Source organism: Granulicella paludicola (assembly GCF_025685545.1).
GTDB classification, from domain to species: Bacteria; Acidobacteriota; Terriglobia; order Terriglobales; family Acidobacteriaceae; genus Granulicella; species Granulicella paludicola.
In genome coordinates this window covers 46,908-64,594 of record NZ_JAGSYC010000018.1, presented here as the reverse complement: position 1 = coordinate 64,594, position 17,687 = coordinate 46,908, and the positions used below count along the sequence as shown (strand labels likewise).

At 59.0% G+C, this 17,687-nt stretch carries 15 protein-coding genes; 12 read left to right on the top strand and 3 right to left on the bottom strand.

Annotated features, from left to right (window positions below):
• Positions 1-13 precede the first annotated feature (13 nt).
• The 5 genes from recO to OHL14_RS02045 are packed head-to-tail and all read left to right on the top strand — an operon-like array spanning position 14 to position 5,535.
• Entirely contained in the window at positions 14-760 is a 747-nt protein-coding gene (recO, locus tag OHL14_RS02065) for a DNA repair protein RecO (protein ID WP_263377642.1), read from the top strand.
• A 45-nt stretch (positions 761-805) separates the two neighbouring features.
• The gene (locus OHL14_RS02060; RefSeq protein WP_263377641.1) at positions 806-1,300 is read left to right on the top strand and encodes a hypothetical protein; all 495 of its coding nucleotides are present in this window, start codon (positions 806-808) and stop codon (positions 1,298-1,300) included.
• 46 nt (positions 1,301-1,346) lie between these two features.
• On the top strand, positions 1,347-2,327 hold the full coding sequence (locus OHL14_RS02055; RefSeq protein WP_263377640.1) for a glycine--tRNA ligase subunit alpha: 981 nt from the start codon (positions 1,347-1,349) through the stop codon (positions 2,325-2,327).
• A complete protein-coding gene (gene glyS, locus OHL14_RS02050; protein WP_263377639.1) occupies positions 2,327-4,417 on the top strand; it encodes a glycine--tRNA ligase subunit beta in 2,091 nt (696 codons plus the stop codon). Before OHL14_RS02055 ends, glyS begins: the two co-directional genes overlap by 1 nt.
• A gap of 38 nt (positions 4,418-4,455) precedes the next feature.
• On the top strand, positions 4,456-5,535 hold the full coding sequence (locus OHL14_RS02045; protein ID WP_263377638.1) for an alkene reductase: 1,080 nt from the start codon (positions 4,456-4,458) through the stop codon (positions 5,533-5,535).
• Positions 5,536-5,700: 165 nt separating this feature from the next.
• On the opposite strand, the gene OHL14_RS02040 is transcribed toward OHL14_RS02045, so the two are convergent.
• Positions 5,701-6,381: a hypothetical protein gene (locus OHL14_RS02040; protein ID WP_263377637.1), complete on the bottom strand. Its 681-nt coding sequence runs from the start codon at positions 6,379-6,381 to the stop codon at positions 5,701-5,703.
• A gap of 92 nt (positions 6,382-6,473) precedes the next feature.
• On the opposite strand from OHL14_RS02040, the gene OHL14_RS02035 reads away from it, so the two are divergent.
• Both OHL14_RS02035 and lptB read left to right on the top strand, forming a co-directional pair.
• A complete protein-coding gene (locus OHL14_RS02035; RefSeq protein ID WP_263377636.1) occupies positions 6,474-8,960 on the top strand; it encodes an LptA/OstA family protein in 2,487 nt (828 codons plus the stop codon).
• A gap of 7 nt (positions 8,961-8,967) precedes the next feature.
• A complete protein-coding gene (lptB, locus tag OHL14_RS02030) occupies positions 8,968-9,726 on the top strand; it encodes an LPS export ABC transporter ATP-binding protein (protein WP_263377635.1) in 759 nt (252 codons plus the stop codon).
• Here lptB and OHL14_RS02025 read toward each other — a convergent pair.
• Both OHL14_RS02025 and OHL14_RS02020 read right to left on the bottom strand, forming a co-directional pair.
• Positions 9,701-10,591: a GAF domain-containing protein gene (locus OHL14_RS02025; RefSeq protein ID WP_263377634.1), complete on the bottom strand. Its 891-nt coding sequence runs from the start codon at positions 10,589-10,591 to the stop codon at positions 9,701-9,703. The two genes, lptB and OHL14_RS02025, sit on opposite strands and share 26 nt — an antisense overlap.
• Positions 10,592-10,716: 125 nt before the next feature.
• A complete protein-coding gene (locus tag OHL14_RS02020; RefSeq protein ID WP_263377633.1) occupies positions 10,717-11,541 on the bottom strand; it encodes a GAF domain-containing protein in 825 nt (274 codons plus the stop codon).
• A gap of 445 nt (positions 11,542-11,986) precedes the next feature.
• Between OHL14_RS02020 and rpoN the strand changes: the two genes are divergently transcribed.
• The 5 genes from rpoN (at position 11,987) to gmk (ending at position 17,604) form a co-directional block, all read left to right on the top strand.
• Positions 11,987-13,495, top strand: a complete 1,509-nt coding sequence (rpoN, locus tag OHL14_RS02015; protein ID WP_396270717.1) for an RNA polymerase factor sigma-54 — start codon at positions 11,987-11,989, stop codon at positions 13,493-13,495.
• A 180-nt stretch (positions 13,496-13,675) separates the two neighbouring features.
• Positions 13,676-13,999, top strand: a complete 324-nt coding sequence (hpf, locus tag OHL14_RS02010; protein WP_263377632.1) for a ribosome hibernation-promoting factor, HPF/YfiA family — start codon at positions 13,676-13,678, stop codon at positions 13,997-13,999.
• 79 nt (positions 14,000-14,078) lie between these two features.
• Positions 14,079-14,996 carry an RNase adapter RapZ gene (gene rapZ / locus OHL14_RS02005; RefSeq protein WP_263377631.1) on the top strand — a complete coding sequence of 306 codons (918 nt, stop codon included), beginning with the start codon at positions 14,079-14,081 and terminating at the stop codon, positions 14,994-14,996.
• Positions 14,997-15,056: 60 nt separating this feature from the next.
• Positions 15,057-16,907 carry an ABC transporter ATP-binding protein gene (locus OHL14_RS02000; RefSeq protein WP_263377630.1) on the top strand — a complete coding sequence of 617 codons (1,851 nt, stop codon included), beginning with the start codon at positions 15,057-15,059 and terminating at the stop codon, positions 16,905-16,907.
• 34 nt (positions 16,908-16,941) lie between these two features.
• Complete coding sequence (gmk, locus tag OHL14_RS01995) at positions 16,942-17,604, top strand: guanylate kinase (protein WP_263377629.1); 663 nt, start codon at positions 16,942-16,944, stop codon at positions 17,602-17,604.
• Positions 17,605-17,687 lie beyond the last annotated feature (83 nt).

Below are 17,687 nucleotides of genomic sequence, written 5' to 3'. Positions count from 1 at the left end.
AGACGATAGAAGGATGGCGCAGGGACGGCAGATACAACACCACGGCGAGGCGATTGTGCTGCGAACGTGGCCGTTCCATGAGGCTGACCTGCTGGTGAGTCTGTTCACACGCGAGCAGGGCAAAGTGAAGGGCGTGGCGCGCCATGCGATGCGGTCGCGGCGGCGGTTCGGTGGGGCTCTGGAGCCGGCGACGCGCGTGCTGGCCCACTACACGGAGCGCCCGAAGCAGGAACTGGTGCGGCTGGACCAGTTCGAGATTCTGTGGTCTCCGCTGACAGCCCCGATCGACACGCTGCGGCTGGCGGGGCTGCAGCTGGTGGTGGAGGTGCTGGAGGAGGCGATGCCGGACCTCGCCGTGGATGACAATCTCTTCCGGCTGGCGGTGACGGTGCTGAGCGCGATGGAAGAGGGGCAAGTGTGGCTGCCCGTGCTGTACTTCTGCCTGTGGATGAACCGGCTGATGGGCTGGATGCCGGAATTAGGGCACTGTGCGGCGTGTCGGCTCGATCTGCGAGGGCAGACCGTGTGGTGGTCTCCGGTGGCGGATGGCGTGACCTGCTATGACGATCGCCGACCGCAGAGCAAGGCGCTGAGCGCGGCGAGCGTGGCGGAGAGCCATCGGATGGCGCGGGCTTCGCTGGCGGATTTGGCGGAGGAGGAGTGGCCTGCCGCGCGCGCGGTGGATTTGCGGGGGTTTGCAGTGGGGCTGCTGGAGCGGCATCTGGAGCGGCGGCTGCGGAGCGCGGCGATGCTGGCCTAGAGTATTCGTTGTTCTATCAAATGTCGGCATGAGTATTCTAGAAATATGAGCTTGGCCTCACGAACACCCCTCGAGCAAATCAATGAGTGTAAGTATCTTGTTGTAAGGTCGGTCGAAATCACGAAGGGATTTGGGCTCCTTTTGATCGTCGACGAGTGGATACCTCGGAAGGCCTTTCCTGAAAATCCAGAGCGCGATTTTGAACCCGCGATAGCTGCGAGGATTCGCGCTGAGATTAGTGCGGAGGTGATCCCTCATGCTCGCTCTTTCGAGATCGTCTTCGGCCACTACATTTCATACACGGTGTCGAACGAAATGTACGGTAAATATCCGTCACCACCGGAGGTATTCATTGGGAAATTGTTTCGTGAATTCTCGTGGTCCTATCTGCTTGAGTTGACCCGAAAGACCACTTACGCGGACGATGACCATCCGGGACCTGAGCGACTACAGCACTATGAAGTCGTCGGACAAGACGAAATTTACGATGTTATAGCCACGGAGAGGCCAGTTTTACGTTTGTTGAATCCGAAGGAATGAGTTTTCGAAGAGCTCGCAGTTGCACAGATTCGCTAAACTACTAGGAATGAGTTCGGACAACGTAAAGAAATCCCTGACGTTTCAAGAGATCCTCTTCACCCTCCAGAAGTTCTGGGCGGAGCATGGGTGTGTGTTGCAGCAGCCGTATGACCTTGAGGTGGGCGCAGGTACCATGTCGCCTGATACCTTTCTGCGCGTGCTGGGACCCAAGCCGATCAACATTGCGTATGCGCAGCCTTCGCGGCGGCCTGCCGATGGTCGCTATGGCGAGAACCCGAATCGATTGTTCCGCCATACGCAGCTGCAGGTGATTCTGAAACCGCCACCGGAGCGGGTGCAGGAGCTGTATCTCGAGTCGCTGGTGGCGATTGGGATCGACCTCGCGCAGCATGACATCAAGTTCGAAGAGGACAACTGGGAGTGGCCGGTGGGCGGCGCGTGGGGCGTTGGCTGGCAGGTGATGCTCGATGGACAGGAGATCACGCAGTTCACGTACTTCCAGCAATGCGGCGGTATGGACCTAGACCCGATCTCGGGCGAGATCACGTATGGGCTGGAGCGGCTGGCGCAGTTCGTGCAAGACCTCGATTCGGTATATGACATCGTGTGGTCGCGCGATGCGGTAACGGGCAAGGAACTCACCTATGGTGACGTGCGTCTGCATGAGGAGCAGCAGTTCTCGGCGTACAGCTTCGACTATGCGGATGTGGCTTCGTTGTGGAAGCACCTGGAGTTGTACGAGGCCGAGTGTCTTGCGCTGCTGGAGCGCGCGAAGATCTTGCTCGATGAGAAGAACGAGGACCACCAGCAGGTGCTGCGCTTCCCGGTGATGGGAGCGTATGAGCTGGCTCTGAAGTGCTCGCACACCTTCAATCTGTTAGACGCGCGCGGCGCGATCTCCGTGACGGAACGTGTGGGTGTGATGGCGAGGATTCGCACGCTGATCGTAGGTGTTGCGAAGATCTATGCAGAGCAGGGAAGACTGACCAGCGGAACAGCCGCTGCAACAGCAGGAGCGGCGGCGTAATGGCAGACTTTTTGTTTGAGATCGGTTTGGAAGAGGTTCCGGCGCGGATGATCGCGGCGGCACAGGCGGAGTTGCAGAAGCGTACAGCGGCTCTGCTGGAGCGCGAGCATCTGCTGGCAGCAGGAGCGACGGCGGTTTCGTACTCCACGCCGCGCAGGCTGGCTGTGCTGGTAAAGGGCGTGCTGGAGCAGCAGCCTGACATCACGGAAGAGACGACTGGACCAGCGGTGAAGATCGCGTTCAAGGACGGCGTGCCCACGCCTGCGGCTGAAGCCTTCGCGCGCAAGTCGGGTGTGGCGGTTAGTGATCTGCGCACCATTGAGACACCGAAGGGCGAGTACCTTGCAGCGACCAGCGTGAAGAAGGGCCGCAGCGCTTCGGCTGTGATCGCCGATGAGTTACCGAAGGAACTTGCGGGCATCTACTGGGCGAAGAACATGCGCTGGATTCCGGGCAGCAATGAGAAGTTCGTGCGCCCGATCGTGTGGATGGTTTGCGTGCTGGGTGAGGCTGTTGTGCCTGTGAGCTTCGGTGGGAAGACTGCGGGGCGCGCGAGCTTTGGGCATCGTGTACTGTCGAGTGGCGAGCCGTTCGAGGTGCAGCTGCCGGAGAGCTACCTGGCGCAGCTTGAGGGTGAGTATGTGCTTGCCGATGTTGAAGTGAGGCGGCAGAAGATTCGCAAGGCACTTGATCATGTGACGCGGACGGTGGCGGGCGCTCGCTGGCGTGAGGACGAGCCGCTGGTCGATGCGGTGACGCACCTGACGGAGTGGCCGGATGTGCTGCTCGGCAACTTCGAGGCCGACTACCTGAAGCTTCCCGAAGAGGTGCTGGTTACCGTTATGCGCGATCACCAGAAGTACTTTGCGGTGGAAGATGCGAGCGGCAAGCTGGCTCCGCACTTTCTTACGGTGACGAACATCGAGCTCGGTGAAGAGAACGCTCCGATCATCAGGCAGGGCAATGAGCGCGTGCTGCGTGCGCGGTTCAACGATGCGAAGTTCTTCTGGGAGTTCGACCAGCGAACTCCGCTGGTTGACCGCGTAAAGCTGTTGGAGAACGTGACCTTCCAGAAGGATTTGGGCAGCTATGCGAAGAAGTCCGAGCGTGTGCGATCCTTGGCCGCGAAGCTGGCTTCTGTTGCGACATCACGTGGCGCAACGCTCGATGTAGCCGCGATCGATGAAGCTGCCACGCTTGCGAAGACTGATCTCACGACCGAACTGGTGAAGGAATTCACAGAGTTGCAGGGTGCCATCGGCGGTCTGTATGCGGCGTCTCAGGGCGTGAACGCAACGGTTGCCGATGCAATCTATGACCAATATCTCCCGGCCTCGGCGAAGGACGAGATTCCGCGAAGTGCCGAGGGCATTGTGCTTGGACTGGCTGACCGTGTCGACACCATCACGGGTATGTTCGGTCTGGGCATGGAGCCGACGGGGTCGAAGGATCCATTTGCGCTGCGTCGCGCTGCAAACTCCATCGTGCGACTGCTGAGCGAGTCGTCGCTCAATCTGAAAGTTTCGGACGTGCTGGCTGTAGGCGATTTGAAGCCAGAAACTGCGGCGAAGCTTCAGGCGTTCTTCAGCGAGCGGATCGATTTCTATCTGCGTGAAGGGTGCGATCAGGCCTACGACGTGGTGAAGGCCGCTGTGGCCGCCGGCTCGGATGACCTTCGCGATCTGGTCGCTCGTGCCGAGGCAGTAACGGCTGTGCGCGGCAGTGAGGACTTCCTGGCTGTCAGTGCGGCTTTTAAGCGGATGAAGAATATCCTCACGCAGGCGGCTGAAAAAGGCATCGCTATTCCAAGTGCAGTCGATGTGTCCGTCCTCGCCGAGCCAACGGAGATCGCGTTGGCTGCGCGGTCGGCCGAGGTCGCTACTGGTGTTGAGATTTTGCGTGCGGCGGGCGACTACCGTACAGCGCTTGAAGCGATTTCGACCCTGCGCCCACAAGTCGATGCTTTCTTTGAAGCGGTGATGGTGATGGCGCCGGACGAGGCTGTTCGAAAGAACCGACTCGCGTTGCTTCAGCGGATCACCAGGGACTTCTCTCGCATAGCCGACTTCTCGGAGATCGTCAGCTCCTAACCTGCAACTTCGATCACTATCGAATCATCCAATCTCTCATGAGCACCTTTGCTCATGGGAGATTTCTTTTGGCTCATCTGCTCGATCCGATCACTGTTGGCGACCTTCAACTACCGAACCGTGTCATTATGGCTCCGCTGACGCGCCTGCGTGGTACGCCGGATCATCTGCCTACCCCGCTGATTCCGACTTACTATGCACAGCGTGCGAGCGCGGGGCTGATCGTATCGGAAGGTATTCCGATTGATCCGATGGGCGTGGGGTATCCGCAGGTTCCAGGCCTCTGGAGCGACGAACAGGTGGAACTTTGGAAGCCGGTAACGGACGCCGTTCACAAGGCTGGCGGCCGCATCTTCGCGCAGATCTGGCACGTGGGTCGCATCTCCGATCCGGTCTACCTCAAGGGCGAGTTGCCAGTGGCTCCGAGTGCCGTGGCACAGCAGGGACGGTTGAGCCTGCTGCGTCCGGAGAAGCCGTTTGAGACGCCGCGCGCGCTGGGTATCGAAGAGATTCCAGGCATTGTTGCGGCTTACAAGCATGGCGCGGCGAACGCGAAGGCCGCTGGCTTCGATGGTGTGGAGCTTCACGGAGCAAACGGCTATCTCCTAGACCAGTTTCTGCGGACGAGCTCAAACCATCGCACGGATGCGTATGGTGGTTCGGTTGCGAATCGCGCGCGGCTGATGCTGGAAGCGGTCGATGCAGTGTGCGAGGTCTGGGGATCGGGACGCGTGGGCATGCATCTTTCGCCGCGCAACGGTGGACAGGTGCCTGATGATGCGAACCCGCGCGAAACCTTTGGTTACGTGGCCACGGAGTTAGGCAAGCGCAAGATCGCCTTCCTGATGGCTCGCGAGTACGAGGCTTCCGACTGGATTGGGCCGACGCTGAAGGAAGAATTTGGCGGCGTGTACATCACGAATGAGAAGTTCACGAAGGAATCGGCCGATGCTGCAATCGAGCGCGGCGATGCGGACGCCGTGGCGTTCGGCGTACCGTTTATCGCGAACCCCGATCTTCCGATTCGCTTTGCAAAGGGGGCGGAGCTGAATGCGCCGAATCCAGCGACGTTCTACTCGCATGGTGCGGAAGGGTATACGGACTATCCTTCGCTCTGAGTTGCGAGGGCCGGGGCTCAAGCCCTGGCCCTTTTATTGTTAGTCTGTGAGACCCGATGCTGAAGTGTCAGCGCTGTCTGAACGTCGCATTACCGAGTGCCGCGTTGATGTATAGCGCAGGCAACAGTAGATCCCCTTCGAGATGACGAGCAATGGACTGCAGAGTCAGTTCAATCGCTGTAGTTTCGCGATGAGCTTCTCTGCCAGCGGCTCGCCGCTTTCCGTCCAGAGAAGGCGACTGGAGATGCCGCAGTGCTTTTCCACGCTGAGCGTGAAGGCCAGCAGCTTTTCAATGTTCTTCTGAATGTACTTTGCGGTCTGGATATCGACTGCCTCGTCGTCCATGATCCATGGGGTATCGAGACCGAAGTCTACGCGGATCTGGCCGTTTTGCTCGAAGGCTCCGGCGTCAAAGTCTGGGCCGAAGCCGATGATGCGAACTCTTGCGGGTTGGAGCTTCCAGATGGCGTCGAGTTCGGCATCGCCTTCGCCTGCCAGCTCAGGTAGCCACAGCATCCAGCGCATTTCGAACTCATAGGCTTGATCTTCATGCAGCTGTTCGGTGGCTTCGAGCACTGCGTTCTCGATCAGCGAGCCGGCGGTGTCTGGGTTCTCCTCGGCGCGCGCATCGTTGACGTAAATGCGCTGGTAGGTGGGCGACTCGGTCCAGTCGATCGGATAGACGCTGGCGGCGGAGACGCGACCGAGATCAAGGTGCGCTTTGTCGGGCTTGCCGTCAGAAAGGGCGATGACGGCGAACTGCTTCAGGACTCCCGTTAGAGCCGCAGGGAGCGACTGAAAGCGGAAGTTGGGATACCACAAGCTGAGATACAACTGGTCGGCCATATCTCTATTCTATCGGCGTTGAACCGATTCGATGCTTGAGGGCGTCAAACTAGCGAAGCTACCTGTTTTGAAATGAGAAGATAAAGCTGGCAATGGCATTTTCGATCAAGCGACTTCGGTGGGTGTTAGCGGCGGCGGTGTTGATGCTCGTCGGCATCCTCGTCGCCTATATCGGATATGGGCGATATCGCGCGCTGAATCTGTATACCAAGCTGCTGCACCATGCAGGAGCGTCGATTTCGAAGGACACGAACGGGATTACCTACTCGCAGTCGAAGGGTGGACGCACGATCTTTGTGCTCCATGCGAAGACGGCCACGCAGGTCGGCGATGGTAAGTACGATCTGCATGGCGTGAACGTGACGCTCTATAGTCGCGACGGGAAACACACGGATTACATCACCGGCGACGAGTTCACGTATGACGAGAAAGAAGGCATCGTCAAGGCCGTTGGCGAGGTACATATGGACCTGGTAGCGCCGCAATCGCTGACCGCAGGGCATTCGTCGATGAAGTCGATGTCGGGCGAGCCGGCGTCGACGAACAAGGAGTCGGGCGAGGTGATTCATGTGCGCACCAGCGGGTTGGAGTACTTGAAGAAGCTGGGTGTCGCGACCACGAAGGAGCAGGTCGAGTTTCACTACAGCGGTATCGAGTGCACGGCGACCGGAGCCGAGTTCGACACGGACGAGAGCACGCTGCGATTGCTATCTGATGTCGTGGCGCACGGTGTGCTGCATGGGCAGCCGGTGGTGATCCATGCTACTACGGCTCAGGTAGACAGGACGGCGAATATTGCAACGCTGACGCAAACGGTGGCGGAGTCGAAGGGACGCACAGCGAGTGCTGACCTGACACTGCTGAACCTTCGCAAGGATGGTTCCATTGCGGCGTCGAAGTCCACGGGCCGTGTGCTGCTTACGGGTAAGACGCAGAAGGTTACAGCACAGGAGCTTGATGCAACGTTTACGGCGGAGACGGTGCCGCAGACGGGACGACTGAGCGGGAGCGTACAACTGGTCGACAGCAACCCGGTGCGTCCGATTGCGGGTTCGGCGTCGGCTGTCGACTTTAGCTTCGATGCGAAGGGGCAGCTGTCGAAGCTGGTGGCTACCGGCGCCCCGCAACTGGCGCTGGTGGACAAACGCCTGGGCGATCGTGGGCTGCAGCGCGAGATGCATGGTGACCGCATCGTGGCGCAGTTTGTGCAGGCGCCTAAAGGAGCGCATACCGAGTCGGAGCTGCGCGAGCTCCATGCGACGGGCACGGCGGAGGCACGCGGCGAATCACTGGCGAGTGGGGCGAAAGGTGCGGCGAAGGCGGCGCCCGGGATCAAGAAGACGACACTGACGGCGGACGATCTGGACCTGATATTTACGCCGCAAGCGGGCAAGAGTGAGCCGCAGAAGCTGCAGGCTCAGGGACACACATTGCTGCGCCAGGATGCGCCTGCAGGCGAGGTGGAGACGAGCGCGGGAGACCGACTGGATGCATCGTTTGGACAAGTCCTGACCAATGGCAAGGCACAGCTGGGGCTGACTTCTGCGGTGCAGACAGGACATGTAGTGGTGCATCGCGTGGGCGCTGAGAAGGCGCAGGCGAAGAGTGGCGTACAGCAGCAGATGGGCGACGCGACCGCGGAGAGGGCGAGCTACGATGGGGCGTCGGAGAAGTTAATGCTGACTGGAAATGCGCATCTTGTGCAGGAAAATGCGACTGTGACAGCGTCGACGGTGGTTCTGGATGATCGGACGCAAGACGCCGATGCGGTTGGCAAAGTGCAGGCGACGCTGTTGGGTGCAGTTGCGAGCGCGACGCACCCTGCGACGTACACGCACGTGCTCGCGGCGAGCGCGCACTTTACGCATGCGAGCAATCAAGCCGAGTTTCACGGTACGGATGCTCAGCCCGCGAAGATGTGGCAGGAGGCATCGCAGGTCCAGGCGGCGATGCTGTTGATGGATAACGTGAAAAAGACATTTGTTGCCCACGGAGCGACACCGAGCTCGTTGATCCACGCGGTGTTTGCCGGCACTTCGACCACGTCTCCGAACGCTGCGCCGCAGAAGCCAAGCCAACGGGCGAATTATGTACGGGTCGCAGCGGCAAAGCTGGATTACAGCGATGTACGGCGTGAAGCGGTCTTCAGCGGGCCGCAGGGTGTCACCATGGAGGCCGATGCAGGTACGATCAGGGCTCAGCGCGCTGTGGCGTATCTTGCTCCAGCGGGGCCGAAGACGACGATAGCTGTTCCGAACAGCACACCCTTCAGCGGCTCGCTCGATCATATTGTGATTACGGGTGATGTGTTGCTGGACCAGCCGGGGCGGCATGGGACGGGTGAACAGTTGGTGTACACGGCGGCGACGGGCGATTCTGTGCTGACGGGAACGCCGGCAAAGCTACCGAAGATTGTGGATGCGCAGCAAGGCAGCATCACGGGCGCCTCGCTACTCTTTGGTGATGCGGGTAGTACGATCATTGTGTCGGGCGAAACAGGCCCGAGCAAGCCGACCCGCGTGCATACCGAGACGCACATCGATCCAAAGTCCGACAGCAAGAGTAAAGAGAGGCAGTAGATCCAAGATGAGAACGCTGGCGGTCAAGGGGCTCGCAAAGTCATACGGTGGACGACAAGTCGTGCGCGACGTCAGCGTGCATATTACCCAGGGCGAGGTGGTGGGTCTGCTGGGGCCGAATGGCGCTGGAAAGACGACCAGCTTTTACATGATCGTCGGTCTGGTGCGCCCGGAAGCTGGACAGGTTACGGTCGATGGTGTCGATATCACAAGCACGCCGATGTATCTGCGGGCGCGCGAGCATGGGATCAGCTACCTGCCGCAGGAGCCTTCGGTGTTCCGTAAGCTTTCGGTGGAGGAGAACATTCTCGCCGTGCTGGAGACGCAGCACCTGACCTGGGAGCAGCGGAAGAAGCGGACCGAGACGCTTATCTCCCAGCTGAATCTTGGACACGTACGCAAGACGCAGGGGTACGCGCTTTCGGGCGGGGAGCGGCGACGAGTCGAGATTGCACGATGCCTGGCGATCGATCCAGCGTTCATTCTTCTGGATGAGCCGTTTTCAGGTATCGATCCGATTGCAGTACTTGAGCTGCAGCAGATTATCTTTGAGCTGAAGGCTTCGGGCATCGGAGTTCTGATTACAGACCACAATGTGCGAGAGACGCTTTCCGTGACCGACAGAGCTTACATCGTCAACGCGGGCAGCATTTTCCGTACGGGAACACCGGGCGAGCTTGGGCGCGATGCTGAGGTAAAGCGAATTTACCTAGGTGAGAACTTCAGTTTTGGGCAGGGCTCTAGTGGGCGCGGATCACTGGGCTAGCACGCTGTGTCCTGGTGGGAGATGGACTAGCGGGGGCTGATGCCGGGTAGGGCATGGAGAGAAGCTTGTTGACCAGCGCGGCCAAGGGCGGAAGTTCGTCCCCGGGTTTTGGGCTGGGGATGGAGAGATAGCTTTCTGTGGCCGGGAACTCGGCGGGAGGCGCTCCTGCTTCGGCGAGATAGAGCACATGGACGAGGCTCTTTAGGGCATTCGTGGGCTGGCTGGCCTGCGTATCGGCCATGGCTGCGGAGCGGCTGAGTGTAGCTTGGCGGAGGAAGGCGTCCTGCTGGCGGCGTTGTCGTATGGCGAGGGCCGCGAACTCGGCAAGGAGTTCCATCATGCGGCAGTCGCCGATGTCGAAGGCCTCGCGGTTGCTGTGCGCCATGATGAAGAGGGTGCCGCGGATGTTGTCGACGCTCCAGGGAAGCACGATGCCATCGGTGACCTCAGGAGCTGTGATGCCGATGAGGTCGTAGAAACGCTTGTAGAAGCGGAATTGCTGGGGGCCACCGCGTTCCAGGCTGACGCCGCAGGCGCTGGGATAGCGGGGCAGCTGGGCATTGAGGAACGGATTACAGGCGCCGTTCGTGGCGATCCAGCGGTAGAAGGTGGCGTCCGGTGCATTCGGTTGCTCGAGGCTTATGCCTGCGCTTTCGGCCCCGCAGAGCTCAACGGCGATGTCAACCAGCTCCTGAAGGACGGATTTTTCGTCGGAGAGGATCGCGCGCACAAGGCGGCGCATCGCAACGATCTGGATCTCTGTGTCCCGTGTATGGAGTCGACGCGCGGAAAAATCGGAGTCAACGCGAATATCGTTGGCTTCGATGCCAGTGTCATCGAGGTGGTGGGGGCACGGGGAAATCATGGGGTTATTCAACACCTGTTGCGGAAAGTTATCAATGAGAAAGGAAGGTTCTGGCTGGGGCTATCGACTACAGCAGTCGAGCCGTTGGTGCGAGTTCGCCCAGGCCTGCTCCTGAAAACAGTCCCTTAGTTTTCCCAGAATTCTCTGGTGGGATAGGGAATTGCCAGCATTTTGTTAGCAAGCTTGGAGAGGGGTTGCATCTGGTCGCCAGCACCAAAGCCGAAGAGGTGCTCGCTGCCGGTGTTGAGACCGCCTTCCGTCATGTAAAGGACATGGATAAGGGTTTGGAGAGGATTGGCGGCTGTGCTGGTCTCGTTGCCGAGCATGGATTTCGCTGACGTGCGAGCGGCCTCCTTCAGAAATTTGTCCTGGTGGCGTCGCTGGCGGATAGCGAGGGCGGCAAAGTCAGAGAGCAGCTCCATCATCTGGCAGTCGCGAAGATCGAAGGCTTCATGGCGTTGGTGGGACAGTATGAAAAGCGTGCCCTGTAGATCGTCTACGTGCCAGGGCAAAGTGATGCCATCGGCGATGGGCTGGGCCTCGATACCAAGGATTTCAAAGTATTCCGGCTCAAAGCGGAAGTGCTGAGGTCCACCGAGTTCGAGGCTGACGCCGCAGGCGCTGGGGTAACGCGGAAGATCTGCACCTAGGAAGGGGGTGTATTTCCCGGAGGTCGCAACCCATCGGTGACAGAGGGCGTCGGTGGCGTTTGGCAGCACGAGACTGAGACCAGCGCTGTCAGCCCCGCAGAGTTCAACTGCGATGTCGACAAGGGTTTGGAGAACGGACTCGTCGCTATTAAGGACCGAGCGGACAAGGCGGCGCATGGCCATGACCTGGATCTCCGGCGAGTGGCTATGGAGCTGCCGCGCGGCGAAGGCTTTGTCTTCCCGGACATCCTGGATTTGCAGCCCGGTGTTGACGATGTGCAGGGGATTTGCCTTCTTCATTTTCAATATTCAAAACGTTGAGAGTCAGGGTTGCAACAATACTTGTGCGTTTTCATGAAGTAGATGTTTCGTATGGGGAAAAATCATATGGCAACGGGTGCGGGTACCGTGACTAAGGATCGCTTCAACGGAAGGAATCAGAGTCTGAGCAGAGGATGAATGCCCACTTTCCCCGGAGGCTAGTCGGGGTAAATCGCCCGTTATGGAAATGCTTCAATCGTGTGCCAAGCTGGGTCAAAAAGCGAACATGAGTGGTGAACGGGTATCTTTGCTGACGGATGGATCGGAGTAGACTGGCACAGTACGTGCTTGCGGCCTACGGGAGCAGGCACCTGCTCACTGGACGTCTCCCCCGGCCAGCGATGTAACGAGGTTTAAACTGCTTCAGCCACGCCTGACCGTAAAGCTCGGCCAGCGCCAGATCCTTACCCCCGGACTGGTGCAGATGGTCAGTGTGCTCGCTTTGAACAAGCTCGAGCTAAAGGACATGATCAACGGGGAGTTGGTGGAGAACCCTGTCCTCGAAGAGATTGATGAATCGACCGAGACGATCGAGGAGCTCTCTGCCCGAGAGGCGACGTCTGAGCTGAGTGTGGAGGACCAGAATCGCGATACGGAGGCCGCCGACCCGTTCGATGAGGTGGACTTCGGGAGCTATTTTCAGGACTTTCTTGACCCCGGCTATAAGACGGCGACGACCTTCGAGGACGCGGATAAGCCGTCCTTCGAACATTTTCTGGCGGCGCCGAGCAATCTTTCGGATCATCTGCAGTGGCAGCTGGGAGCATTGGCTTTGAGCGCAGCCACCCGATTTGCAGCAGAGCTGATTGTTGGCAATTTGGACGAGGGTGGATATCTGACGGCGACCGATGAAGAGTTGGCGGCAGCACTGGTGGCAGAGGCTCAGATTGCCGGTGTGGAGTCTGCGCCGATGACAGTGGAGTCAGCGCTGGCACTGATCGATGAGGCGCGCGGGGTGGTAGCACAGCTTGATCCGGTAGGTACGGGATCGCGGGATCTGAGGGAATGCTTGCTGCGACAGATCAACGCGCAGCGCGAGGCCATGCGAAGGGCGGCGCTGCAGCGGAATGAACTGCGGTTGACGCAGATGGACAGAGCGGCGGCTGAGGCGGCTTCGGCGGACAGCTCGGAAATTCTCGATACAGCCGCAACGATCGTGGAGTCGCACCTTGGGTTACTGCAGAAGAAGGATCTGCGTGAGCTGGTTAGATTGCTCAAGCGTCCGGCGGAGCAGGTCGACGCGGCGATTGGGGTGATTCGACGACTGGATCCACGGCCGGGGCAGCGATATAACCAGTCGGCGACGCGGCTGATTGAGCCGGATGTGGCGTTTGTGAAACGCGATGAGAGTTACGTTGTCGTGATGAACGAAGAGGACATGCCCTCGCTGCGACTGAGTGGCGTGTATCGCAAGATGCTGCGAGATCGAGGGCTGGAGCGAGATGTCCGTGAATATGTAAAGGACCGCTACAAATCGGCGATTCAGTTACTTCGGAACATCGAGCAGCGAAAGAACACGATCGTGCGGACGTGTGAGGCCATCATCCGGAGACAGGAGGACTTTCTCGAGCGCGGGGTGGAGGGTCTTCACCCGATGATGATCAAAGAGGTGGCGGAGGAGATTGGGGTGCATCCTTCGACGGTGAGCCGGGCGGTGGCCAATAAATATGTACACACCGCACAGGGCGTTTATGAGTTACGATTCTTCTTCTCCGAGGGAGTGAACGGTCCCGAGGGTGGAGACCTTCCGTTGCTGCTGTTGAAGCGCAAGGTGAAGAAGCTGATCGAAGAGGAGGACCCTCGCAAGCCGCTTACCGACGACAAGCTGGCTGCTGAGCTGCAACGGCAGGGTATCCAGGTGAACCGGCGGACGGTGGCGAAGTATCGCGAAGACATGCAAATTCCTAGCACACATCAACGACGGCAGCGGTAATCCGCTGTACTGATTGTTCATCGGGCATGGAGGGTTCACGGCTTGTTTGGCGCGTCGATTGCACATGGCAACCCTCTATCCATCTTCACGTCTAACCCAACATGGCATGAGATACAACGCCGAGCACGCACTGGGCAGAACGAACCGCCTTCATCGAAACCTGAATCTAAGGAGCATCGCTTGAATATTGAGTTCACCGGACGTCACACTGTTGTTACGCATACTTTGAAGCAGCAAGCGGAGTCAGCACTCGCCGCCATCACACGCGTTACGAACCGCTGCACGAACGCCCATATCGTGCTGACGGAAGATAAGTACCGAAAGATCGCCGAGGTCAGTCTGCAGTGTCGCGGGGACGTTCTGGTAGCGACTGCGGAGGCGGCTACGATGGAAGGCGCATTGCATGACGCGCTTGCCAAGGTGGAGCAGCAGGCCATTCGAAACAAGGAGCGCTTCTCTACGGTGCGTGACCATCCGCGACCGATTGCTGCGCCTGCGCTGTAGAAATTGAATGGGGGCGAGATGCCAGGGAGGGAACCTGCCTGGCATCTCGCCTGTGTAGTTTCGGGGATATACTTTCCGCATGGCCCCTGCCAAACGACTTCGTAGAAAGGCTGTCGCGAAGACAGCTGCCGCTCCGCGTGAACTGGTGATTTTGACTGGACTTTCGGGGGCGGGGAAGGCCTCGGCGCTGAAGGCGTTTGAGGACCTCGGCTTCTACTCTGTAGATAATTTGCCTTTAGAGTTGGTGCCTCGTTTCGCCGACCTTGTGGCGAAGTCGGCGGAGATCACTCACGCTGCGCTGGTAGTGGATGTCCGTGAAGGGATAAGCCTGAAGGGGTTTCCGGCGATCCTGAGCAAGGTGCGCAAGGTGCTGCCGACGCGGGTAGTTTTTCTCGAGGCTCAGGAAGATGCACTGGTGCGGCGGTTCTCTGAGACCCGGCGACCTCATCCGCTGGGCGGGCCTAAGGGTGAGACGGTCATTGCGAGTATTCGCGATGAGCGTAAGCGGCTCGATCCGGTGCGGAACGTCGCGGACATTCTGCTCGATACGACGCGATTCAACGTGCATGAACTGCGGGCGCACATCAATGCTCAGTTCACGCATGGCGACGGCAAGAGTGATCGGAATCTGACGATTGCCGTGAACAGCTTCGGCTTCAAGAACGGTGTTCCAACCGATGCGGACTTGGTGTTCGATGTGCGGTTTCTGCCGAACCCTCACTTCATTCCGGAGTTTCGGAAGCTGACCGGGAAGCATCCGAAGGTGGCAAAGTATGTGCGGCAGTTTCCACAGACGCAGGAGTTTCTGGACAAGGTAACGGAGATGCTGACGTTCCTGTTGCCGCACTACATCCACGAGGGCAAGAGCTATTTGACGATTGGGATCGGATGCACGGGTGGGCAACATCGTTCGGTGATGATTGCGGAAGAATTGAAGAAGCGACTCGGGGCAGCGGGATATCGCGCGAAGGCCGGACATCGGGATATGCCCAGGTAGTGTTAGCCGCGTACACTAGCACTTGATGAATCACGATTGCGAAGACAGCTGGTGGCGGGGATGAAGCGCGTTCTGCGTCTGCTGGAATATATGAAGCCCTATGCGTTGTTCTGGGGGGCTTCTGTCGTGCTGATGGCGGCGGTGGGGGCGCTGACGGCGTTTCGCATTCTGCTGATTAAACCAATCATCGATAACGTGCTAAGTGCGGCGTCTGCTCCAGACGAGGTGCTGAACTTCGTCATTCCGCATACGCAGTTCCACATCAATCTGCAGGCGTTGCTGCCGCATCGGTTTCATAATGCGTGGACGGTAGTGGCGATTGCGCTGGTAGCTTCTGCGCTCATCAAATTTCCAGCGGATTACCTTGGGACGCTACTTGCGAATAAGTCCGGGTATGGCATGGTCCGGGACATCCGGAACGACCTGTATAACTCGATCCTTCGGCGGTCTACGGCGTTTTTCCAGCGTCACACGACAGGCACGCTGATCTCAACGCTGATCAACGACGTTGACCGCGTCCAGAGTGCGATGTCAACGGTGATGAGCGACTTTCTGCAACAGCTGTTTACGCTGCTCGGGCTGATTGGCGTGGTCATCGTTGTGGGCGGTCGCATGGCGTGGGTGCTTCTGATCTTTGTGCCCGTGATCGTCTCTTCGACTCGACGCGTTGGACGCAACGTGCGCAAGACGACTCGCAAGGGGCAGGATAAGCTCGCGGAGATTCAGAACATCGTGCAGGAGACAATCTCGGGCAACGGGATTGTAAAGGTGTTTGGCACGGAGCTCTGGGAGATGGACCGCTTCCGGAGGGCAGCGGATCGCTTGCTGACAGCCAACATGCGTGCTGTTGCAGTGCAGTCTATTTCGTCCCCGCTGATGGATGCGCTGGGCGCCGTAGCAATTGCGCTTCTGTTGTCGTATGGGCGGCATCGGATTCAGCATGGAGCGACGGCAGGCGAGTTTATCGCGTTCCTGATCGCAGTGATGGCTTTGTACGATCCTGTTCGCAAGATGCCTACGTACTACAACAGCTTTCAGCAGGCAGTAGGTGCAAGTGAGGAGATATTCCGTTTCATCGACGCCCAGGATGAGGTGCGCGAGCGCAGGGGCGCAGCGGTGCTGAAAGGCTTCACGGGGCTGATCGAGTTTCGCGATGTGCGGTTCGATTACAACCGCGATGGCGCGGTGAAGGAGGTATTGCACGGCATATCGCTGACTCTGCGGCGCGGTGAGGTGCTGGCTTTGGTGGGGCCGAGCGGTGCAGGGAAGTCGACGCTGGTGAATCTGCTGCCGCGATTCTACGATGTGACGGGTGGAGCGATTCTGCTGGATGATCATGATGTGCGGGATCTGACGCTGGCCTCTCTGCGGAAGCAGATTGGCAAGGTCACGCAGGAAACCGTGCTGTTCAACGACACCGTGCGACATAACATTGCGTACGGTCAACCCGATGCTCCGATGGAGAGGATCGAAGCGGCCGCGAAGGCTGCGTTAGCGCATGATTTTATCCTGCGAATGCCGCAAGGTTATGACACAGTGATTGGTGAACGTGGCGCGCGGCTGTCGGGTGGAGAGCGACAGCGGCTGGCGATCGCACGGGCTCTTTTGAAGGATGCCCCGATCCTGATTCTGGATGAAGCGACCAGCGCACTGGATACCGAAAGTGAGGCCGCCGTGCAGGCTGCCCTTGCGAACCTGATGCAGGGGCGCACCGTGCTGGTGATTGCGCATCGCTTGAGCACGGTGCGGCGGGCGGACCGCATCGCGGTGATGGAGCGTGGCTCGATCACAGAGCTGGGAACGCATGAAGAGTTGCTGGCGCTGGGAGGAACGTATCGCCGGCTCTACGATCTGCAGTTCGGCGCCGTGGACAGCTCGGATGAAGATGTGGCCTTGCCGGGGATTGGGTAGGGCGGGCCAGCGGTCAGTTACACTTAGCAGACACATGGCTGGCATTCTCTTTATCATTTCGGCGCCCAGTGGGTCGGGCAAGTCGACGCTTGTAAGCGAAACGCGGCGGCTGGTGGGTGGACTCGATTTTTCGATCTCTTACACGACGCGACAGCCGCGTGGTTCGGAGCAGGATGGTGTGGAATATCACTTCACCACGCGTGCGGAGTTCGAGAGAATGATCGCCGCGAAAGAGTTCCTGGAGTGGGCTGAGGTCTTTGGCAACTACTACGGGACGGCTTTGTCGGCGCTTGACCATGCGCGAGAGAATGGCACGGATCTATTACTCGACATCGACGTGCAAGGAGCATTGCAGGTAATGAAGACGATGCCCAAGGCGGTATCGATCTTTATCTTGCCACCAAGCCCCGAGGTGCTTGAGCGGCGGTTGCGGAATCGTAGTCAGGCTGAGGGCGTAGCTGAGGAGTCTGTGATTGAGCGGCGGCTCTCGCAGGCGCGTACGGAGCTGTTGAAGCTCGATGACTACCGGTATGCGCTGGTGAATGATGTGCTGGACCAGGCTGCCTCTGAGATGCGGGCGATCGTGCTGGTGGCGCGTGGCGCAGGCGATAGCGCGGATGTTGCACTGGCAGCAGAGTGTCTCACTTCGCAACACTCCGGGCGGCTCGATGCAGCGCTTGGCACATTCGGGCTGTAACCCAAGACTGTTATCGACAGTGATTTGAACTGTGACTGAAATTCCACAGTAAAAAGTTTTCCTCAGCAGGTTAACTTCTCGAT